Raw genomic sequence first — 22,614 nt, 5'->3', positions numbered from 1 at the left:
GAGAAACCAACGGCGAGAGCTGTTGGTTTTTTTGTAGCCTTATAACTCAATCTGTTTCATTTATTCAGCCTGAGCTGAGTGACAACATGAGTACCACTCATTGCTTTCACCGAATGCATTACTACTACTCGGCGTATCGACGGCCAACTTTATATCAAGGCCATTAATAACTTTGATTAAAATCCCATGAAACCACCTCAAAACAATAAATTAATCGTACCGTTTACGCAGAACGTTAAATACGTAAGACGTCGTTAATCTATGTTCCGCCATGTTTACAACGCCCCTATGCCGTTGACACACACTTACATTATCGTAATTTACGCTAGGATAAAACTAACGTAGCATAATTACCGATGCAGACACCTTATTACGTCGGCTCACCAAACTGAAGACGTTAGATTTAAATTTTGACTGACAGCTCCAATCATTAAAATGACTAATTAAGTGGTTTTTTTTAACAAATATTAAAGGATTAAAATGAAAAATTTATTAGTAATATCTGCCCTTGTTATAGGTTTATCTGGTTGTTCTGGTATTCGCCAAACAGACGAAACGTTTGGTTCACATGCAGAAAATGTTAATGTTTTATTTATGCAATTCCCTGGTGGTGATACGCAAGAACGAGCAATGGCATTAGCACCTGAAAATTCTGAAATCGTTACAATTAAATCAACAGTTTCGGATACTTCATCAGTTGTAGGTGTGTTAAACCGCATCATTGGTGTTGATCAAACTAAAGTCGCAGGCATAATCAAATAACACCTACGATATAAAAAATTGAAGGCTAAGTGCTATATAATTTCTCACTGGGCCTTCAGTAAATCTCCCACCCAATACAGCGTCTCACGACAATAACAAATACGCCAATCGAGTCGTGACATCTTGGATTAATCGCCCTACTTAATAAATATCTTTTGAGCTAGATAACAATTATTCTAGCTACTCTCCACTAGGAAAATTACATTCGCAATATGTATCGTGCGACTGGTAAGCTTTGATTTATGATTATTCTGATGTAAAAAACTGATTTTAAATAGAATATTGGATAACACGATGAATAAAGACTCATTTACAGGTCAGGCTGTTTACTCAAAAAAGGTACTTTCAATCTATGACATATGGGTTTTAGGTTTTTCAAATAGCTATTTATGGAAATGCCCAACGAGCCTCATTGGCAAAAAATTCGTAGCCTTGGTATCTGATAACCATTTAGATGTGGGAGTCGGCACTGGTTACTATTTAAAAAATTATCTGCCGAGCGCTGTTAAGCGAGTTGCTTTAGTGGATTTAAATAACAATAGTTTAGAGTCAACCTCTAAGGCTATCCAGCATTTAAATCCTGAAGTTTACTGCCGAGATATCTTAAAACCCTTAACATTAAGCAATGAGAAATTTGACTCTGTTAGCATCAATTATCTATTACATTGTTTACCAGGTGATCTATCTGAAAAAAGCATCGCGTTTTCACACCTTAGAGACGTAATGAATAAAGGCGCTGTGTTATTTGGTAGTACTATCTTAGGTAAAGACACTTCACAAAATAATCTCGCGAAGAAACTAATGGCTTTCTACAATAAGAAAGGCATATTTAGCAACGCCAATGATGATCTTGTGTCTTTGGATACGGCGTTGAAAGCGCATTTTTATGATGTGAAAATTAAGGTTGTTGGCTGCGTAGCAATATTCTCCGGTATAAAAATATAAGGCTTTAAACGGACAGATACAGCTGGCTGTTTTTCTTACAGTTGTATAGCTAGAGTATTAACCTTAATACAACTCATTACTGCGACTCGGAGTATCAACGGCCAACTTTATTGTAGTGGTAGAGTGATTTTTGAATAAAGTCAAAATCAGGTCCTTTTTATTCCACAAAACGTCGCTAAAGTAAGTCCATTCCACACCATGGACTTTATCATCTTTACTTAATTGACCAACGCCAGTGCCTTACCTACCTAAGCCATTACAGATGTAAAAATAGCAGAGTTTTTTTCCCCGTTACCACAGTGCCACCTAAACCTACGATAGTTTATTTTTAATACATAGATTCAAAGAGATAAGACTAAAGGTGACGTATTTAACTATATTGGAATGTTTTATAACTCAAAACGTCTACATGGTTTTAATAATATGTAATATCCGTTAACGTCTTAAAAGCAATAGCTTTCTAGTTTAGATAGTGTTTATAAAAGACTCGTTTGAGAAAAAGTCTTAATTAAAAATCAGAATATTGGAATTAAAACATTAAAAAGGGCGTTAGAAATGGACAACAATTTGATGGAAAACTTTTTAACCACGTTACATTCACATTCAAAAGACATAGGGATCACTAAGATTTATAGTGAAGTATTAAAAATGAATGGAACAAAAGTCTCAGCAGGCACATTCAGTAATAAATTCACTCCGACGTCTAAAGAACATAAATTAACGCTGACAGAGTTCATGTCTGTAATGAAAGTTTTAGAATTAGACGACAGTGGACGGCATGTCAGTGTATTTACAGATATGTTAGAAGTTTTCAGCTTGAAATGTGACAAACACTACGCAGAACCGAATATAATTATAAATTATAAATCAATCTCAAACGCATTGGTGGGAACAAGTAAGGAGCATGGCGATGTATCAAATGAGATACATGAGGCCTTAAAAAATAATAAGATCAGCCCTACTGAAATAATAAAAATCAAAAAAGAAATAAATGATGAGATTGATGCGTTAGTCAAATTGAAAGCTATTTTAATTAAAGCGAGTGATAGCAATGAACTTATAAAATAATGTTGTTTGTATACATATCTTAAGGTGCATGGGTAATTGTTACCCATTCATAACTGCTTCTATTTATTTCCCTGATCCTTTATAAAAAATACGGCCGACCGCAACAATACCCCACCCAATCTACAGCTCAACAGAGTTGCTACTGGCGATTTATAGCGAATTAGAAAAGGTCTGATTCACTAAATCTATTCTATTCAACTTACCTAATCAAATTTGCAATGTGAAAATAGCCCAGTGATTCACGTGTTTCACACCAAAATATAACGTTATGATTATTCCATTGAGAGGTGGTGAGGCAGCACTAGAGATGCCCCGCCATTAAAATTAACAACATAAATACAAGGCTGGGGTATGAAAAATTTACTAACAAAAGAAGAGATTAACGCTTTACGACTTGAGTTCCATGCCTTAGTTCTTGACGATACAGTTGAATTACCAGAAGAAATAATCAATGTATTGAAGAGTTACAATATTCACACCGTAATAATGGCAAATGGAAAAGTATGTGGCATTGAAGGTTAATCACATCAACAAGGGTTTATACGAGGTCGATTGAGCATTAATCAATAATACAAATTAAAGATGAGGTTACTATGAATAGGACATTAATAGATTTTTTCAATTCAAATGCCGAAAATAAAGCAAAAGAAATAATGAGAATGCGTGAATATCGCCGAAAAGAAGAGCTTCGCTTAGAAACACATAAAACAAAAATGATGATGCAACAGTTAAAACAAGCAACCTTACGATTGGAAGCCGTAGAACTAATGTCCCAATATCAAAGCTTGGGTGTAAACCAACACACAGAAAGTATGTTTCAGTTACCAACGCGAACAACAATAGATATCGTCATTTAAACTCATTTAAAGTACACGACGACCGATTTTAGATACAAAGAGCTCCTCACGGAAACAGGTATTTCCCTTCCTGAATAACGAGAGAAATATAAATGTAACTAACTGACATTAGTCAATTTATGCTCGTTAAATGAATGTTAAAATAACTCTGTATTAGATACTAGTTGTATCATGGCCGCAACTATGGACAAACGATGTTATTTAGAAAAGGAGTCTACTGATGGGATTATCAGATAAAGGATTAATGACACAAGCTCAGGGTATATGTTTTACTTGGCGCTTTACAGCCGATTGGCCGGTATTATCCGTCACTAAAAATATCAATCAGTTTGGCTATACCGTAGCAGCATTCCAGTCGAAGCAACATGTGTTTTCCGACATTATCCATCCTGACGATAAAGAACGTGTTGCCGCCGAAATGAATATATTCTTAGCTGCTAATATTGAATCGTTCCAGCAGCATTATAGGATCATCACCCATAGCGGCGAAATTCGTGATGTATGCGTTTATTCCGGCCCCCTGCAGCCTGGTGACCACACGGTATGGTATTCTATCGTCCATGATATTACCCAACAACACCAAGCCGAAATAGCCTTAGTCAAAAGTGAACAACAATTTCGAACCGTGATAGAGACAACGTCGGAAGGATTTTTGATCGTCGACAACCATTTCAATATTACTTTTGCCAATCATGCCTTTTGCCAACTAAGCGGATATGAACTCGCAGAATTAAAAGCTAATTCTGTCATTTATTATATCGCGCCTGAATTCAAACATATTTTTACACCATCATTGAACCGACCCGGTATTCAACAACACTGGCGCGAAGATTTTATTATTCAACATAAAAATGGCCAGCCGCTAAACGTACGTTTGACAGCCACGGCCATGGATGATGGCACTGGTTTTTTTGCTTTCATTACTAATATTACCGCTCATAAAAAGGCGGAAGTACAACTGCAAAAACTCTCAAGAGCTGTAGAGCACAGTGCTAGCTCTATCATGATCACCGATAAACACGGCATCATTGAATACATTAATCCCCGATTCTGCGAAGTCACTGGCTACAGTGAAGCTGAGGCCATCGGTCAGACCCCGAGTATTATTAGTACTAAGGAAACGCCACCAGCATGCCATGAAGAATTATGGGGTACCATACTTGCAGGTAAAAATTGGCATGGTGAAACCTTTAATCGGACCAAGCACGGCGCGTATTACTGGTCACTGATGTCCATTTCTCCAGTGATGGATGATCAAGGTGAAATAAGCCATTTTATTAGTGTCAGTGAAGACATCACCACACAAAAAGATCAGCAAATTAAAATTGAGAAAATTGCCCTTTACGACCCATTGACGGGCTTAGCGAATCGCCGTTTGTTATATGATCGCCTGAATCAATCAACTGAGATCCTACAACGCCAGCAAGGTGCTGGTATTGGGGTTATCATGCTTGATTTGGATCACTTTAAAGCCATTAATGATACTTATGGCCATGATGTCGGTGACGAACTGTTAAAAGAAGTGGCGTGCAGGCTAACTGACTGTGTGCGTACAGAAGACACGGTTTCTCGCCCAGGCGGTGACGAGTTCACCATTTTGCTACAGGATGTATCAGCCCCAGAAGACATTCAACCGGTCGCACAAAAGATCCTGCAATCGCTGCGTCGCGTTATAAACATTGAGAAATACAGCTTTAAAATCACCTGCAGTATCGGCATCAGTATAGCGCCGTTACATACCTACGAGCCAAAAGCGTTACTGAAGTATGCCGACCTTGCCCTTTACCGAGCGAAAGATAGTGGCCGTGACAATTTTCAATTTTTTGACGCTAATATGCCAGTCAAACATCAGGAGTGCATGTCGAAGGTATGATTGTAGAAGGAATGATAACGCTGGCGATACCGCGTTATTAGTCATCATCAAGCTTGTATCAAGGGTAGCATCAAGATCTTCCGTGATCTCTTGCGAAGCCATACCATATTGCCTGTTCAGATAAAGAAAGCGCAGTGTTAATACTGTCATCAAACAAATCACCAGAAATACAGATAGCATCCACAGCGTGCTGATCACCTAACTACTCACAAACGGCGCGGTTAAAATGCAGGTCAGTCACGTGAAGAATGCTAAGCTTCTCTCTTTTGGTCATGTGCTTTCGAACGCCTCTTTAAACGGTGAACATTTAAATTTAACCTCGAATTTCGTCTTTATACAAACGCTATTTAGCTATGGATATTATCATCCGCTAACATACCTTTAATATCATTCGCTAACATTTCAATAATATCGGCATAACTAAATTCTTCAGATAAATTATCATCATTAAAAACTGCTGTGCCGGTATATTTTTTATGGCTGCGACTTTGATAAACAGTAATAAGATGGCGATCTGGTGCAATCGGGCCGAATTCTTTTTTCACTTGATAATTAGGTAAATCACCAGTACCTGTGGTGCCAAATCTGACTGTTGCATTTAAGCTTTTACTACCCATGTTGTTCAATACAGATTGTAAAAATACAGACCCTTTTTGGGCAACACGTTCTTTAGTCCATAGTGGTTTTTTCATATTAACAAGCCTTCTTTGAATAAGTTGTTGAAGTACTAAAAAGCTGTGGTCTTGCAACCGTGCCAGCTTTTAATTTAATGCGTGATTGATTCTGTGAGTAGCCAAGTTCATTTGCAATCGCTTTAATAAAAGCGCCACATATTTTCTTATATCTGTCTTTTAGACTTTTATCTACGTCATCAGAGAATATATACAAGGTTAGTAGATTTGGAGTAATTACCTCAAGTGGGCTTTTACCAAGATATAAAGCTGCGTCAATACGAATCAGATTGTTGGGTGTTTTTAAAAATGCCCATAATTCTTTAACTTCTTGCTGTTCAAATAAAGATTGAAATGAAGAATGTGGCACAAAGTGCAATTCATCTAAATTTAACATTTTAACCCCTTTGATTTGGTCAGTCGAATACTATAGCTTTTTTTTGCTAGTAAGTCAAATCAACAGTAGGCGATTCATGTAGGTTGGGATTAAATAAAGGTCTTTAAATAAGGAGACTATCTGATTTAAAAAGCAAAAAAAATCCCGCTTACTGCAAATAAGCGGGATTTTTCATAAAGGATATATGCTTTGCTGCTACGGTAAAGACTAAGAAACCGGCAGAAGCAATGAACTAAGTTACACGCAACTCACTAGGAGCGGCTATCTCAATAAGCTCGGCATTCATTAGCCAAGATTAGAAAGAGTAACGAGCGCCCATGATGAATTCATCAGCATTGAGTGGATTCTTGGTAGTACCAGCAGAATTATCATCGTTGAATGCCACTTTATAGCCCGCATATGCAGCTACGTCACCAATATAACGACCATATTCAAATGCCACGAAGTTAAGGTCTAGTTCTTCGTTCTCATCAGCACTGTAATAGTTATATGACACGCTTACTGTATTTTGACCAAAGCCATAAGATGCGAATGCATCAACTGCATTGAAGTCATCATCAGCTAAAGTACCTGTTTGTACTAAACCTGAAACCAAAATAGTATCTTTAGTGTAACGCGCACCAACCATGTATACATCTGATGAGTTAGTTTCGTTCTCAGCCGCTTCTGTTGCCGCATAACCAGCACTCAATTCAACATTTTGCATTACTTGGTAAGCAACCATTAAGCCGCCGCCATTTTCGGTTTCTTTTAGGTTAGCAGATGCGTTGAATTTTAAATCACCTTTGGTAAAGCTATAAAGAATCGTATCTTCAGCTCGGTCACCACTTGCTGTGATGTTTTCGTTGGTGTAACCACTGAAGTATTCAGCCATATCGGTGAAGTCAGTCAGGTAAGTAACAGCGTTATCCTGTGTACCGTATGTTACTGTACCAAAAGCTGTTTCAGCACCAACATAAGCATAACGCGTTTTGTTTTTTACTGTTGTATCAGTTTCTGCGCTATCTTGTGTTAGTTCATATTCGAATTTACCAACTGCTGTTATATCGTCATTAATTTCGTGCTTACCTTGACCGTTTAAACGCACACGAGAAGCATCTGAAAAATCGCTATCGGCAAGTACGCCCCTAGCTTCAATACGCCCACCAAAAGAAAAATCATCAGTATTTACGCTTTCAGCCAGAGTCGGCATAGATACAACTGCTGCTAATGTGAGAGATAATGCTTTATTTATTTTTTTCATGAACAATTCCAAATTTGAGTGGTCAATAGTAAGGTCGAAGGTTACATAGCGATTTAATGTAAAAAGCTAAATAACTCTCTAAACACTAGATTAAAAACAAGTTTTCACGCTGTCGCTATTTATAAGCGTCATTAATACTCTCAGTTATAGCACGCGTACCTGCTTTGCTTGCGATCATTGTATTAGCTAAGCTAATAGCGCGTAACTCGTAAAAATACCAGTTTATGGCGACTCGTAACCCGTATCATAAAACAGAATAAGTACAGCCCATATTGATGCGACAATTTGCAGCGTTAAGTCAACGAAATATGATTGATTAAGCGATTAGAACGAAGGACCAGAAGCGATAGAAAGTTGTAATGATGAAGAGTGGTAAAGAAATATTAATTTAATAACAGCAGTGGCAAGCTTAAGCTAAATTATTAATATAAAAGCGCCGTCATAAAACGGCGCTAATAGCGATTAGTATGCAGTTGGATCCGCAACTTGTTCGCTAACGTCCAAAGTATTCAGTAAGCTAGTTAGCAGACCAGATACACCAAAACGGTAATGTTCAGCATCAATCCACTCTTGGCCCATAATATCGGCGGCCATATCTAAAAATAACTTCGCATCTTCAGTCGTGCGAATACCGCCCGCAGGTTTAAAACCAACACGATGAGCAACACCCATATCTTTAATCACGTTAAGCATGATTTCAGCTGCTTCAGGTGTCGCATTAACAGCGACTTTGCCAGTCGACGTCTTGATGAAGTCTGCGCCTGCTTCGATGCAAATTTCGCTAGCACGCTTAATTAAATGCGCTTGTTTTAACTCACCAGTCTCGATAATCACTTTAAGTAATGTATCACCACAAGCTGCTTTACACTGCTTAACCAATTCAAAACCTAACTTCTCATCACCAGCAATAAGCGTACGGTAAGGGAACACAACATCCACGTCATCTGCGCCGTAAGCAATCGCGGCTTTTGTTTCTGCGACAGCAATGGCAATATCATCGTTACCATGTGGAAAGTTAGTGACTGTCGCAATTCTGATTTCAGGCGTGCCTTGTTCTCTTAATGTCTTCTTCGCAATCGGAATAAATCGTGGGTAAATACAGATTGCAGCTGTGTTACCAACGGCTGTTTTAGCGTCATGGCACAAGGCAATCACTTTTTCATCGGTATCGTTATCATTCAGTGTGGTTAGGTCAATCAGGCTAAGTGCTTTTAAGGCTACTGCTTTTAAATCGCTCATGAATCATATCTCCAAAAGGACGCTTACGACTGTAATTGTAAAACACAAATACAACTAAACGTCTGAATTACTAAAATAGTGGGCTTGGATGTAACCGCGGGTTAAGGGAATTTACTACCCGCTGGTCAGCCTTTAATGTGCGGCTATCATAGAGAATTAAAGTGCATCGTCCCATAGGCTATTAGTTGAAACAGCTTTTCCATACAGAAAACGTCCTGCGTTTACCTTGCTGAAAAAGTGCTTTCCTAATTTAGAATTTAGCCCATTTAGCTAAGGCTTTATCCCAGTATGGTGGATGACCGATAGTATCTTTTAAGAAATGTATCGCCGTTCTCACTCTGGCTGGCAGATGTTTGTTGCGCGGATAAACGGCATAGGCAGGCATCTTTTGATTAGCACGCCAGTCTGGTAACAGTTGCACTAACTTACCGGTTTCCAATTCATCGGTGAGCAAGTAACTGGCCAGATAACCAATGCCTTTACCGGCAATAAGCGCGTCTCTAACAGCCTCGGCTAAGTTAACGCGATAGTTACCCGATACGCTGATGCTGAACTCTTCGTCGTCTTTAGCAAAAGACCAATGATTACAGCTACGGCTCTTACTGTGGTAAGTCACGCAATTGTGCTGAGTCAACTCATCAGGATGCTGCGGAGTGCCATGAGCCTGCAAATATTCAGGCGCGGCGAGTAACAAGAAACGCGTATCAGCGATGCGCTGAGCCACATAACCTTCGTTGATATCTTCATAGGTGGTAACCCAGAGATCTATCTCCTCAGCCAACATATCAACCTTGTGATCGAACAGGCTGACATCGATAGTGAGTTGCGGATATTTTATTTGCAGCTTGTCCAACGCAGGGATGATATGTAGCGTGGCAAAAGAGCGCGATAATGCCAAGCGAATATGCCCGGAAATTTCATCGCGGGTATCGGTAACTAACGTATCAGCCTCCTGAATAAGCGAGACTATTTGAGCACTGTATTCGGCATAACGCTTGCCCTCTTCAGTCAGGGTTCGCGTGCGAGTACTGCGATTAATCAGCTGCACGCCTAAGTCTTCTTCTAGGCTATGCAGCTGCTTACTGACATGAGACACAGATACTTTAAGCATCTCTGCCGCCTTCGTCAGGCTGCCACTTGTCGCCAAGGCATTAAAAAATACGATCTGATAGGCTCTGTGCTGTAAAAACTCTTTCATTTTATCTGCCTGTGATTACTACCATTACATTTACATTTACATTTACATTTACATTTAAAAATACAAATACAAATACAACGCTCCAACAAAAACTAATCGCCTAAACTAACCCAGTGATCAATTAAATAACGCGAAACTGAATCGACTCTTGGTACTTTAAAACCAGCTGTTTCATCGCCCCATTCACCAAACGATTGTAATTCTGCGCGAGAGAACCAGCGGGCGTCATCAATTTCATGTTTATCGACTTGAATATCATCACTGCTAGCATCGGCAATAAAACCAAGCATGATAGAGGACGGGAATGGCCAAGGTTGTGACGCTAAATACTGCACATTAGTGACGGCAATACCCGACTCTTCCATGACTTCACGAGCGACAGCTGTTTCTAATGTTTCACCGGGATCAACAAAGCCCGCCAAGGTCGAATACACGCCTTCTGGCCATTCTACTTGACGACCTAATAAGCAACGTTCAATGCCATCAGCGAACAACTTGCGCACCACCATAATCACCGCAGGATCGGTACGTGGGAAAGTTTGATGCTGACAATCAGGGTTGCTACATAATCGCGCATGTCCTGCGGCTACCGATGTATTCACCGTGCCACAGCGACCACAAAAACAATGCGAGCGATGCCAAAAGGCCAAGCCCCGAGCCAGTGCCATTAATGATGCTGATGGATTATCTAACATCACCGTCATCTTACGCAGGTCGTGAAATTCACCTTCAAGTAAAAATTTACCGATGACCGCAACATCAACATGGGTTAAATCCAAACCAAAATAAGGCGTATTCTCATTATTTTCATCAAGACCTAAAAATACCGCATCCGCTAGATCAAGGTGCTGAACAGCTGCAAGGGTTAAAAATAATGGCGCGTTATCCGCTTGGCTAAAATAATTCTGGTCGGCATGGGTTAATACCCAACGGCTATTATTATTCTTTTGGATTGCTAGCCATTCCGGACTTTTACGTTGATTAGATGCACGGTCGAGTAACATCTCGGTATATTTAAGCATTATTATCTTCCTTGCTTGCTTGCTTGTCTTTTTTGTTTTGTTTTGTTTTGTTTTGTTTTGTTTTGTTTTGTTTTCCATGAACCGCAACTTAACTAAAGTTATCTGCTTGGCGTTGGTAAAACTGATAGATATGTTCGATAAACAGTTTCACTTTTAATGGCTGCAATTTGGTATACGGATAAATCGCATAAATACCTAATGACTTAGCCACTTGTTGCGGTAGCACTTCAACTAAAGTACCCGCTTGTAAATCATCGGCCACCAGCACTTTCGGCACGTATATTAGGCCTAAATTAAACAAGGCGGCTTTGCGTAATGCAGCCGAATTATTGGCACTGAAGTTACCAGAGATCTTGACGCTGTAGTCTTCTTCACGGCCTTTAAATAGCCACTCGTTGGCGCCACTTTCCTGCTGGCTGTAAGCGAGACAATTATACTTATCTAAATCTTGAGGGCGTTTTGGTGTGCCGTTTTTGGCTAAATAGGTTGGCGATGCGCAGATCACCCATTGTGCTTGCACTAGACGCCGGGCAATATAACTCGAATCTTGTAAGGCGCCAGTACGAATCGCCAAGTCAAAGTTGTTATCAATCAAATCGACAAAGCAATTATCCAGATCCATGTGGATATGAATGTCGGGATAGCTGGCACTAAAATCGGCAATCGCTTCGGCTAAGATGATTTCGCCAGACACAGTCGGCACAGTTAAGCGGATCGAACCCGACAAGCTATCCCCTAGCCCATTCATGGCATCAACGGCACCTTGCACGGACTGGTAAATGGTTCTGGCATGTTCAAAAAAAACTTTGCCTGCTTCCGTTAACGTTAACTTACGCGTAGTACGGAAGATCAGCTGTACACCCATCTCTTTTTCTAAACGGGTAATGTGTTTACTCACCACTGACTTAGTTAAACCAACAATATCAGCCGCTTTACTAAAAGAACCTTGTTCAATTAGGTGATAAAAAATTAAAAAATCATCGGTACTTCGCATTATTGGTCCACTTTATGAAACAGTCATGTGTAATCGAGCTAGTATATCAAACAGTGCTAGATAGGTACTATATATAGCTCGGTATTATATCTAGATCTGTATCTAGACCTGTATATAGGCCGTATAAATACTACGTCTGAAACCGCATCATTACAAAATTTAAATAAACATAATGTGGCACATTAACGACAAAATAAAAATAACATAGCCACATGGCTAGGAGCCTACAATGTCTGACCCGTATCACGTACTGATTAGTAAATTACGCCAGTCCATCGATGACAAACGTATTATCACCGACCCTACGCTTACTTTAGCTTATGGAACGGACGCCAGCTTCTATCGTTTAATACCCAAGCTGATCTTACAACTGGCTAGTTTAGAAGAAGTGGTATCGGTCATTAAGGCTTGTTATGACATGGCAATTCCCGTGACATTCCGCGCCGCAGGCACCAGCTTATCAGGGCAAGCATTGTCAGATTCTGTGCTTATCATGCTCACCTCAGATTGGCGCAAACATAAAGTACTCAACAACGGCGAACAGATCTGGCTACAACCGGGTATTATCGGCGCTGAAGCGAATAAGATCCTAGCCCCTTATCAACGTAAGATAGGTCCAGATCCAGCCTCAATCAATACTTGTAAAATCGGTGGTATCGCCGCCAATAATTCATCAGGCATGTGTTGCGGTACAGCGCAGAACAGTTATCAAACCTTAGCAGGCATGACGGTGGTGCTTGCCGACGGTACCATTCTGAATACCTTAGATAAGGACAGTGTTGCGCAGTTTAAAATCAGTCATAAAGACATGCTCGATGATCTGACCAAGCTTGCCCAAGCCTGTAAAGACAATACTGCGTTAGCCGATAAGATCCGTCATAAATACCGCCTTAAAAACACCACAGGTTATAGCCTTAATTCATTAACCGATTACAGCGACCCGATTGAGGTATTACAGCACCTATTTATTGGTTCAGAAGGTACGTTAGGTTTCATTGCCGATGTTACTTACAATACGGTGATCGACCATAGCTTTAAAGCCACGGGTCTGTATTTATTCGCTGATATTGAGCAAACCTGTTTAGCGGTGAGTCAACTAGCCAATACCAGTGTTGCCGCTGTCGAATTAATGGATAATCGCGCTTTAAGTTCAGTCGCCAATAAACCTGGCATGCCTAACTTCATTACTCAACTTACAGCAGAAAATAATACTGAAGCCGCGGCCTTACTCGTTGAGATCCACGCCGAGAGTGACGCGGATTTAAACCAACAAGTGGTCCAAATAAATACGCTAATCGACCAGCTTAATCCAACTGAGGCCGTCGAGTTTAGCACCGATACCAAGGTCTACAATCAGCTATGGGCGATCCGTAAAGAACTATTCCCTGCCGTTGGAGCCGTGCGAGAAGTGGGGACCACTGTGATCATCGAAGATGTTGCTTTCCCTATCGAGCAACTCGCGCCAGCAGTACGCGACTTAGAAGTTTTATTTAAAAAGTACCATTATGATGAAGCGATCATCTTTGGTCATGCCCTCGCCGGTAACTTGCACTTTGTGTTTACCCAAGCATTTGAAACCGAACAAGAGATCGCCCGTTACAGTGGTTTCATGGATGATGTGGCGCAACTTGTTGCTGTTGAATATCAAGGTTCGTTAAAAGCAGAACACGGTACAGGCCGTAACATGGCACCGTACGTTGAACTGGAATGGGGCAGCGAAGGTTATGCCTTGATGCAAGACATCAAACGTATCTTTGATAAAACCGGTATTTTAAACCCCGGCGTGATCTTAAATGATAACAAAGATAGCCACATCACTGATTTAAAAGTGATGCCAGCTGCAGATGACATTATTGATAAATGTATCGAATGTGGTTTTTGTGAACCGGTTTGCCCATCACGAGAATTATCACTAACACCACGCCAACGTAATACCGTGTACCGTGAAATCAGTCGTTTGCAACGCAGCCAAGAAGATCCCGCGCGTCTTGCCGAGTTAGAAAAATCATTTAAATACCTCGGCATTGATACTTGCGCCGCAACGGGGCTATGCGCAGAGCGTTGCCCTGTTGATATTAATACTGGCGACTTGATCCGTAAATTACGCCAACAGCATTCTCCTATCGCTAACGTGATAGCTCGTTGGAGTAGTGATCATTTCGCCGGACTAACAAGTGTAACCCAAGCTGGCTTAACTGTCGCTAACGGTATCCACAGTGTATTAGGCACCAAAACCATGCGCACTGTGACTAAAGCAACTCATAAGATCACTGGCGGCGCGGTGCCATTATGGACACCAAGCATGCCTAAAGCGGCAGGTAAGGTGAAGCTATTAGCTAGTACGAGTGATGGTTTAGGTCTTGCACATAAGAAAGTGGTTTACTTCCCAAGTTGCGCCGCGCGTAATATGGGCACAGCCAAAAATGCCATGGATAACCGTCCACTGGCTGACGTCACTCAAGCTGTTCTACAAAAGGCTGGTATTGAAGTCATTATGCCAAGCAAACTATCTGAAAAATGCTGTGGTATGCCGTATAAGAGTAAAGGCTTTGTCGATACTGCATTGACCAAGTCACAACAGTTAGAAGCAGCGCTTTGGGAAGCGTCAGAGCAAGGTAAATTACCCGTGTTAATGGATACCAGTCCATGTGCCAGCACCAGTATTGAATTGATGACTAAAGACATTGCTATCTACGAACCTTTCCGCTTTGTGGCAGAGTTCGTGATGGAGCATGTGGATATTACCCCGCAAGCAGAACCGGTGATGTTACATGTGACTTGTACTTCACGTAAGCAAGGTTTAGCAGGGGTGATGGAGAAAGTAAGTCGCGCCTGTGCAACACAAGTTATTATTCCAGACGACATTCAGTGTTGTGGCTTTGCCGGTGATAAAGGCTTTACCACGCCCGAGTTAAACGCATCGGCATTATCGCCACTAGCACGTCAAGTACCGAGTAATTGCAGCGAAGGTTATTCAAATAGCCGAACTTGTGAGATTGGTTTGTCTGAGCACAGTGGAATTGAGTACCGCTCGATCTTGTATCTGGTAGATAAAGTCAGTGAGAAACGAGCTGGTTAATCATAATACGACTAGCTAAGTGCTATTGCGGTTGGTGATTCAGATTGATAGTTGATAGTTGATAGTTGATAGTAATAAGGTAGGTCAGAGGCCTGCTTTTTACTTTTTACTTTTTACTTTTTCAATACTAAATAATCCCCTACACTCCCCGTGCCTTTACCCACTTCAGCAAAGCCTTTTCGCAGATAAAACTGCATTGCTTTTTCATTTTCGACCATGCATTTTAATATCTGTGGTCTGCCGTTTAATTCACTCAACATCGTTAACAATGCAGAGCCAACGCCCATGCCTTGCGCAGCATCGGCCACAAACAAATGATGAATAAAGTTATCCGGTTCACAAACCGCAATAAAGCCCAGCACCTTGTCATCCGCAACAACTAAATAAACAGTGTCATCGGTAATGTGCTCATCAAAATCTTTTATCTGATAGCCACTACTATCTAGCCAAGTAAACGTTGACGTTCTCGTTACCATATACAGCGCACGTAATGCCGGTAAATACTGCGGAGTGTAAGCGACTATTTCCATGTGTAGTTCCTTCCATAAACGATAATGTCCATATAAGATAACACTCACATATAAGTCATCACTTAACGTAAGTCTGTACGGTGTATTCCATAAATCGCATGGGCGATTATCTCACCATTAACATTTTCAAAATTACTGATAATACCTTCTAACGTCATGTTCAAACGCTCACATACCCTGCGGCTTGCAGTATTATCGACTGCTGCGCGTATCTCTACTTTCTTCATGTTCAACTCAGAGAAAGCGTATTCGATTAAAAAACTCACGGCTTTAGTAACTATGCCTAAACCTTGATATTTTTCACTTAACCAATAACCCACTTCAACCTTTTTTAGTTCCTGATCTATACTGTTAAAGCTGATATTACCGACCACTGTATCCTGATAAATAATCCCGCACGTCATGGATTTACCTTCTGCATACCCGAGTAATGATTTGCGGATAAAATCAAGAAAGAAGGCTTCATCATTGGCTTCTGCCGCCCAAGGTAACCATTTTGATAAATAAGCACGCTCAGCTGTAACTATCTCTAAATAGCAACTCGCAAATGACGGTTGCACAATAGCTAATTGTAAATCTGGTCCGATATTTAGTGTAAACATAAGCTTTCCCAATAGGATATCAATATTTCATACTAGATCTTATTCATACCTCAAACAAGGTAACTGATCACAGATGTAGAATAAAAATAGCTAACATCGTCACCTCTGCGAGGTTCATAACCAATTAATGACGGCGATAGTCAGATAACTTGAATAATGCCGCAGTAAGGGTTGCCAAGGGGTCTCGATTGCACTTTTTACAGACTCTTTTCTGCTGACCACTAATATGTTGATAATGGTGTTTTGTTCGATGTAATGACAGTTTTTTGTCGCACAAAGCACAATGCGGTTTATACGGTAAAAGAATCATTTCGGTTATGATCGCAGGGAGTATTATCAGGGCTATAATGATGGTAATAAAAGTGTATTCCACAAGTATCAATCTCTTTATCAAGGAGTGAATAAAGCAGATATATTGTCATACTAGAGCAACTTCGAATGTCCGAAGGTGGACACTCGATCGTGGTTCACAGCCAATCTGATTAGGCGTGGGTATAACTAATGATATTGTGGATAGTCACTGGTTTATCCGTCATATTACGGTAACCGTGTGACTGGTCAGCGTTAAATTTAATACTCTGCCCTTGCTGCAAACTATGCCATTCCTGCTCAGTACCATCCGCTGCTAAGGCTAAGTAATATTCCATCGTGCCATCAACCGCAATGATATGCTCGACTACGCCACTATTATGCGCTGCAGAGATGTGCTGACGTTGTGGATCTAAAGTGATCTGGAATACTTCTAGTTTGGTCAGCGCGTCATAAGGAAATAACGTCACTATGTGAATATCATCTTCGCGATTCTGTAATTTACTTAGGGTCATATTTAGCGCTGTATTGGCAACGTGATTTGTCTGTGTTTGCGCTAAGTCCGTCAGGAAGTAAGAAAGCGGTAATTCAAAACCATTCGCAATACTCCACAGTCGTACCACGGTGGGACTTGATTCTCCGCGTTCAATTTGTCCTAGCATGGCTTTTGATACACCTGTATGTTGACTGGCTTTATCTAAACTCCAGCCTTTGTTACTGCGCGCAGTTTTAAGACGACTGCCTAAAGATGTGTGAATATTGATAGTAATGTCCTCTGTGTCTCTTTTTATAATTTTCTTATATAAGAATTTTGTATAACTCTCTGTCATAACAAACAAGAAGCTTGTGCGTTATAACATACAGTGTTATTTTGATTAAATTAGCCGTGCGCTATAACGCACAAACACTTTATCACGTAATGCCTAGTTGGAGAAGTCGGGACAATGACCAGCACAATATTAAACAGAATAAACATGGGTTTCATTGCCGCCTTGGTCGGCTTTACCAGCTCCATTGCCCTCATATATCAGGCTGCCTCTAATCTCGGTGCAGATATAGTGATGATATCAAGTTGGGTGTTTGCGCTAGGGCTTGGTATGGGACTCACCTCTATCGGCTTATCTATTTATTACCGCACGCCGTTATTAATCGCCTGGTCGACCCCCGGCGCAGCATTACTGATCACCAGTACCCTAGGTTTTAGCATTAACGAAGCCGTGGCCGCCTTTATCTTCTCAGCTTGTCTAATTACCTTATCAGGTGTTTCAGGGTTATTTGAAAAATTAATGAATCGGGTACCACTACAAATCGCCAGTGCCATGTTGGCAGGGATCTTACTGTCTTTTGGTATTGAGGTATTCAATGTCATGAATCAGTCTCCCCTGTTGGTTGGACTGATGTTTATCAGCTTTTTAATTAGCAAAGCGCTTGTTCCTCGCTTTGCCATGCTGGCGATTTTAATCGTCGGTATTACCTCTGCATGGCTGCAAGGGCTGTTTGTTGTACCTGATTTAGAATGGCACTTAGGCCAGCTGGTTTACATTGAACCAGAGTGGAATATTACTGCGCTAATCAATATCGGCTTACCGCTATTTCTGGTCACGATGGCAACTCAAAACATGCCCGGCATTGCCATTTTAAAAGCCCACGGTTACCAAGCACCGGTATCCAAATTAATGACGGTGACAGGCTTAACCAATATTCTCATTGCGCCCTTTGGTGGTTTTGGTATTAATCTAGCCGCTATCACGGCTGCAATCTGTATGTCAGCAGAAGTCGATCAAGATCCGAAGAAACGTTATTGGGCGGCAGTAAGTGCCGGCGCTTTTTATCTATTAATGGGGATTTGTGCATTAAGCCTAATGACCTTGTTCCAAGCCATGCCTACAGCCTTAATTATGGCGCTAGCGGGTATTGCGTTATTTTCAACAATTGGCGGTAGTTTGCAGCATGCCTTTATTGAATCGTCTTATAGAGAAGCCGCACTGATGACCTTCTTAGTCACCGCGTCTGACTTTACCTTATGGAATATAGGCTCGGCACTGTGGGGGGTTGTCGCAGGGTTAATAACCATAACCGTGACGGCGCTGGTTGCAACTAAAAAGGGGGCGTAATCGCGATTACGACTCCCCCCTCTTTTTTATAAACTTAATTATAAATTAGTGCATGTTATTAAGCTTGTTGTTCTTGGTCATCGGATTCAAACCAACGGTAAACAATACCCGCTAATATCGCACCAACAATGGGCGCAACCCAGAATAACCATAACTGCGATAAGGCCCAGTCACCTTGGAAAATAGCCACACCAGTACTACGTGCAGGGTTAACCGACGTATTGGTAACAGGGATAGTAATTAAGTGAATTAAGGTTAAGCCAAGACCAATGGCAATAGGCGCAAAACCTTGTGGTGCGCGTTTATCCGTTGCACCTAAAATAATAATCAAAAACATGAACGTCATGACAATTTCAGCCACTAGTGCCGCAACTAAACTGTAACCACCTGGAGAATGTTCGCCATAACCGTTCGATGCGAAACCAGCACTAGCATCAAAACCTGCTTGACCACTAGCAATTACATATAAGGTTGCTGCGCCGGCAATACCACCCAGTACTTGGGCGAAAATATAAGGACCCAGTTCTGTCGCAGAGAAACGACCGCCCGACCAAAGGCCGATTGAAACTGCCGGATTGAGATGGCAGCCAGAGATATGGCCAATCGCGAACGCCATGGTTAATACAGTCAAACCAAAGGCCAGCGATACACCTAACAGACCAATACCTACATCTGGAAATGCCGCCGCTAACACAGCACTACCACAACCACCGAGTACTAACCAAAATGTACCAATAAACTCAGCACCGAGCTTTTTTGTTAATGTCATTATTTATTCCCTTATATATTTTCATGACCACCTATCATCATTGAAAGTGATTTCATTCGAAATGAATCATTCCACAACATAGTGGGTCAAGTGGTAATCACATCTATTTGAAATACATAAATAAACACCAACACACAATTAAATAGCCAGTGTTTAATGAACATTTAAAATATTAACTTAGCATAGTTCAAAACGGCTCAAAACGTCAGTTTTGTGCCCACGTTGACCTGTCCTTGCCACATTAATTCGGAATCAACCAACCACTTACAATTGCCACTATTACAAAACAGTGCCTGCGAACTATTAATAAATGTGGCATACCCGCGCATATCTGCAAACAAGGCAAAATTTGGGGTGAATTGATACTCAGCACCGCCGCCAATGCCCATAGAAAAACTGGTTTCATTAGAGAAGCCATTATCGGGACGCATTTGCGTTAAACCAGCACTGGTGGTGATATACGGTCGAAATTTACCTTGTGGGAAATACAAAGCACCACCTAAGTGTAAATAGTCGATTTCCAGCTTGGTGACCTCTGGTTGATTTAAATTATCGCCAATACTAAATTCTGTCGATTGATGACTATAAAGTAAATAAATACTGCCTGGATCCGGCGTTGTCACACCAGCCATGATCCCCCAATGCTCAGACTCGGCAATTTTAACCGTACTTTCTTCTTCGGTTATACTGTCTATTGTTGAAAAATCAGTGGTACCAAAAGCGTAACCACCAAAGGCGGCGACAAATCCGTCTGCAGCCACAATCCCTGTGTACATCAAGGCAGTCATCGCGAGCACGCTAACGCCAAGTCTTTGCTTATACTTCATCATACATCCTGTAATATCGTGATTGTCTGTTAAAAATATAGCACTACCGTGTGTTTATCTGCATAAACGGGATCACTTTTTTAACAAAAAACTATATACTCCCCTGCTCAATCGCCCTTTGCTTTCATAATACGAGATACAGATATGCTGCACCAAACGTTACAACACTACTTTGGCTACGATCAATTTAGAGAAGGCCAAGAAGCTGTAATTAAAAATATTGTCAGTGGCAGTTCAAGTGCAGCGATTTTCCCAACAGGCTCTGGTAAATCATTATGCTATCAAGTATCGGCGTTACATCTGCCACATTTAACCTTGGTTATCTCACCGTTACTGGCCTTGATCCAAGACCAATTATTGTTTTTAAAAAAGCATAATATCGCCGCAGCTAAAATTGACTCAAGCATGTCCGTCGATGAAGTCCGCGATACCATGTCGAAAGTGCGTGAAGGCGAAGTAAAGATCTTAATGATCTCGGTTGAACGCTTGAAGAATGAACGCTTTCGTAAATTCATCAAACAAGTACCCATTTCATTATTAGTGGTCGATGAAGCGCATTGTATTTCAGAATGGGGTCATAACTTTCGCCCCGATTATCTGAAACTACCGCAATATCAAAAAGAGCTGAATATTAAGCAAGCCTTGTTATTAACCGCAACAGCAACACCATCGGTTATTAAAGACATGGAAACCAAGTTTAATATCGCCCCGAACAATATAATCAAAACCGGTTTCTATCGTGCCAATCTTAGTTTGTTAATGCATCCGATTGCCCAAGATAAAAAGCTGCATGCACTAACTCGCTGGTTAGGTAAGAAATCAGGGCAAGCATCAATTGTCTATGTCACCTTACAAAGAACCGCCGAAGAGCTAGCCAGTGCCTTGCAACAATCAGGTATTGAAGCGGTGGCCTATCATGCGGGTATGCCAACCGATATACGTGAAGAAGTGCAGCAAAAATTTATGCGTAATGGCATCGATTGTATTGTTGCCACTATCGCTTTTGGTATGGGCATTGATAAAAGTAACATCCGCAACGTGGTGCATTTTGATTTACCGAAATCAATCGAAAACTACAGCCAAGAAATTGGTCGTGCAGGCCGTGACGGCAGTGATTCACAATGTCTGGTATTAGCCAATTTAGATAACCAAAGTATCCTAGAGAACTTTGTCTATGGTGATACCCCAGAGCTCAATGGTATTGAAGCAGTACTTAGCGAGATCCAATCTGCTGGTACTGAATGGGAACATACTTTATACGGGCTATCTATGGGCAGTAACTTGCGTCAAGCACCGTTAAAAACCTTATTAGTGTATTTAGAAATGCAGGGCATCATCAAGCCACTGTATTCTTATTTCGCGGAGTACCGCTTTAAGTTCTTAAAAGATCCGGCGCAAATACTGAATCAGTTCACCGATGAAAAACGCGTGTTCATTGAAGAGATATTTAACGCATCACCAGCAAAACGTACTTGGGCAACGGTTAACTTTGAACGCATGAGCGAAGGTTATCAAGAACAGCGTAGCCGCGTGATCACCGCACTGGAATTTTTGCATGAACGTAATAACATAGTGCTAGAAAGTAAATTGATGACAGATGTATATCAGATATTGAACTCGCGTTTTGATAGCCAACAATTAGCCGAAACCCTGCATAAACAATTTGCCCATAAAGAACAAAGTGAAATAAAGCGTGTGCATGCGGTTGGTCAGTATATTCAAAGTGCGCAATGTTTGAGTAAAGGCTTATCAACCTACTTTGGTGATGATAAAGCACCAGGGCAATGTGGCACTTGCTCTGTCTGTCAGGGACGTGTGGCGCAACTGCCTTTACCTGCAACCATGCCCGCCTTATCAGCACAACAAGTGATGGAGCTTAGCCAAGGATTTATCAGTGCTTGCGATAAGCAGCCAACGCCCGTATTGATCACGCGTTTCTTGTGCGGCATCAGTACCCCCTTGTTCATGAAGATGAAAGCCAAGAAGATCAGTAACTTTGCCGCGCTGCAAGCCTACCCTTATCAGCAAATATTAACGCTGTTAACCAACCAGCAATAATTTTACTCCCGATAAAAAAATAGCGCTACAGATGCTGCAGCGCTATTTTTTATTCAT

Annotated in this window: 21 protein-coding genes; 9 read left to right on the top strand and 12 right to left on the bottom strand. The window is 41.0% G+C overall.

All coding sequences use genetic code 11. From position 1 onward, the window contains the following. The first annotated feature begins 480 nt into the window (after positions 1-480). The 6 genes from CXF93_RS03545 to CXF93_RS03525 all read left to right on the top strand — a co-directional run bounded on the left by CXF93_RS03545 (position 481) and on the right by CXF93_RS03525 (position 5,505). Positions 481-762: a tRNA modification GTPase gene (locus CXF93_RS03545; protein ID WP_101061068.1), complete on the top strand. Its 282-nt coding sequence runs from the start codon at positions 481-483 to the stop codon at positions 760-762. Between the two features lie 294 nt (positions 763-1,056). After that, entirely contained in the window at positions 1,057-1,707 is a 651-nt protein-coding gene (locus CXF93_RS03540) for a bifunctional 2-polyprenyl-6-hydroxyphenol methylase/3-demethylubiquinol 3-O-methyltransferase UbiG (RefSeq protein WP_101061067.1), read from the top strand. 555 nt (positions 1,708-2,262) lie between these two features. Next, a complete protein-coding gene (locus CXF93_RS03535; RefSeq protein ID WP_101061066.1) occupies positions 2,263-2,775 on the top strand; it encodes a phage regulatory CII family protein in 513 nt (170 codons plus the stop codon). A 351-nt stretch (positions 2,776-3,126) separates the two neighbouring features. Continuing rightward, positions 3,127-3,297, top strand: coding sequence for a hypothetical protein (locus tag CXF93_RS22035; RefSeq protein ID WP_198551577.1), 171 nt, complete (start codon positions 3,127-3,129; stop codon positions 3,295-3,297). A 71-nt stretch (positions 3,298-3,368) separates the two neighbouring features. Beyond that, on the top strand, positions 3,369-3,632 hold the full coding sequence (locus CXF93_RS03530) for a hypothetical protein (RefSeq protein WP_101061065.1): 264 nt from the start codon (positions 3,369-3,371) through the stop codon (positions 3,630-3,632). 220 nt (positions 3,633-3,852) lie between these two features. Beyond that, positions 3,853-5,505 (top strand): bifunctional diguanylate cyclase/phosphodiesterase, encoded by a 1,653-nt coding sequence (locus CXF93_RS03525; protein ID WP_101061064.1) that lies wholly within the window; start codon positions 3,853-3,855, stop codon positions 5,503-5,505. Positions 5,506-5,852: 347 nt separating this feature from the next. Here the strand turns inward: CXF93_RS03525 and CXF93_RS03520 are convergent, their stop codons facing one another. From CXF93_RS03520 to CXF93_RS03490, 7 genes are all read right to left on the bottom strand, one after another. After that, positions 5,853-6,197, bottom strand: coding sequence for a hypothetical protein (locus CXF93_RS03520; RefSeq protein WP_101061063.1), 345 nt, complete (start codon positions 6,195-6,197; stop codon positions 5,853-5,855). Position 6,198: 1 nt separating this feature from the next. Further along, positions 6,199-6,573: a hypothetical protein gene (locus CXF93_RS03515; RefSeq protein ID WP_101061062.1), complete on the bottom strand. Its 375-nt coding sequence runs from the start codon at positions 6,571-6,573 to the stop codon at positions 6,199-6,201. 295 nt (positions 6,574-6,868) lie between these two features. Further along, positions 6,869-7,816, bottom strand: coding sequence for a porin (locus tag CXF93_RS03510; protein WP_101061061.1), 948 nt, complete (start codon positions 7,814-7,816; stop codon positions 6,869-6,871). 462 nt (positions 7,817-8,278) lie between these two features. Further along, entirely contained in the window at positions 8,279-9,055 is a 777-nt protein-coding gene (deoC, locus tag CXF93_RS03505) for a deoxyribose-phosphate aldolase (protein WP_101061060.1), read from the bottom strand. 250 nt (positions 9,056-9,305) lie between these two features. Then, positions 9,306-10,253 carry a LysR family transcriptional regulator gene (locus CXF93_RS03500; protein WP_101061059.1) on the bottom strand — a complete coding sequence of 316 codons (948 nt, stop codon included), beginning with the start codon at positions 10,251-10,253 and terminating at the stop codon, positions 9,306-9,308. A 92-nt stretch (positions 10,254-10,345) separates the two neighbouring features. Further along, on the bottom strand, positions 10,346-11,275 hold the full coding sequence (nudC, locus tag CXF93_RS03495) for an NAD(+) diphosphatase (protein WP_101061058.1): 930 nt from the start codon (positions 11,273-11,275) through the stop codon (positions 10,346-10,348). Between the two features lie 88 nt (positions 11,276-11,363). Continuing rightward, positions 11,364-12,269: a LysR family transcriptional regulator gene (locus tag CXF93_RS03490; RefSeq protein WP_101061057.1), complete on the bottom strand. Its 906-nt coding sequence runs from the start codon at positions 12,267-12,269 to the stop codon at positions 11,364-11,366. A gap of 229 nt (positions 12,270-12,498) precedes the next feature. On the opposite strand from CXF93_RS03490, the gene CXF93_RS03485 reads away from it, so the two are divergent. After that, positions 12,499-15,348 (top strand): FAD-binding and (Fe-S)-binding domain-containing protein, encoded by a 2,850-nt coding sequence (locus CXF93_RS03485; RefSeq protein WP_101061056.1) that lies wholly within the window; start codon positions 12,499-12,501, stop codon positions 15,346-15,348. A 113-nt stretch (positions 15,349-15,461) separates the two neighbouring features. Here CXF93_RS03485 and CXF93_RS03480 read toward each other — a convergent pair whose 3' ends face one another. The 3 genes from CXF93_RS03480 to CXF93_RS03470 form a co-directional block, all read right to left on the bottom strand. Next, positions 15,462-15,878 (bottom strand): GNAT family N-acetyltransferase, encoded by a 417-nt coding sequence (locus tag CXF93_RS03480; protein ID WP_101061055.1) that lies wholly within the window; start codon positions 15,876-15,878, stop codon positions 15,462-15,464. Positions 15,879-15,940: 62 nt separating this feature from the next. Beyond that, the gene (locus CXF93_RS03475) at positions 15,941-16,480 is read right to left on the bottom strand and encodes a GNAT family N-acetyltransferase (protein ID WP_101061054.1); all 540 of its coding nucleotides are present in this window, start codon (positions 16,478-16,480) and stop codon (positions 15,941-15,943) included. A 482-nt stretch (positions 16,481-16,962) separates the two neighbouring features. After that, the gene (locus CXF93_RS03470; protein WP_101061053.1) at positions 16,963-17,619 is read right to left on the bottom strand and encodes a helix-turn-helix domain-containing protein; all 657 of its coding nucleotides are present in this window, start codon (positions 17,617-17,619) and stop codon (positions 16,963-16,965) included. Between the two features lie 114 nt (positions 17,620-17,733). On the opposite strand from CXF93_RS03470, the gene CXF93_RS03465 reads away from it, so the two are divergent. Beyond that, positions 17,734-18,903 (top strand): benzoate/H(+) symporter BenE family transporter, encoded by a 1,170-nt coding sequence (locus CXF93_RS03465; protein ID WP_101061052.1) that lies wholly within the window; start codon positions 17,734-17,736, stop codon positions 18,901-18,903. 58 nt (positions 18,904-18,961) lie between these two features. On the opposite strand, the gene aqpZ is transcribed toward CXF93_RS03465, so the two are convergent. Together aqpZ and CXF93_RS03455 are read right to left on the bottom strand one after the other, a co-directional pair. Then, positions 18,962-19,672 (bottom strand): aquaporin Z, encoded by a 711-nt coding sequence (gene aqpZ, locus CXF93_RS03460; RefSeq protein WP_101061051.1) that lies wholly within the window; start codon positions 19,670-19,672, stop codon positions 18,962-18,964. Between the two features lie 197 nt (positions 19,673-19,869). Then, positions 19,870-20,499 (bottom strand): outer membrane beta-barrel protein, encoded by a 630-nt coding sequence (locus tag CXF93_RS03455; protein ID WP_101061050.1) that lies wholly within the window; start codon positions 20,497-20,499, stop codon positions 19,870-19,872. 144 nt (positions 20,500-20,643) lie between these two features. On the opposite strand from CXF93_RS03455, the gene CXF93_RS03450 reads away from it, so the two are divergent. Continuing rightward, complete coding sequence (locus tag CXF93_RS03450) at positions 20,644-22,557, top strand: ATP-dependent DNA helicase RecQ (RefSeq protein WP_101061049.1); 1,914 nt, start codon at positions 20,644-20,646, stop codon at positions 22,555-22,557. The last annotated feature ends 57 nt before the right edge of the window (positions 22,558-22,614 follow it).

The organism is Moritella sp. Urea-trap-13 (assembly GCF_002836355.1).
Lineage (GTDB): Bacteria > Pseudomonadota > Gammaproteobacteria > Enterobacterales > Moritellaceae > Moritella.
The sequence above is the reverse complement of the archived record's forward strand: the minus strand, read 5'-3'. Positions and strand labels throughout refer to the sequence as shown.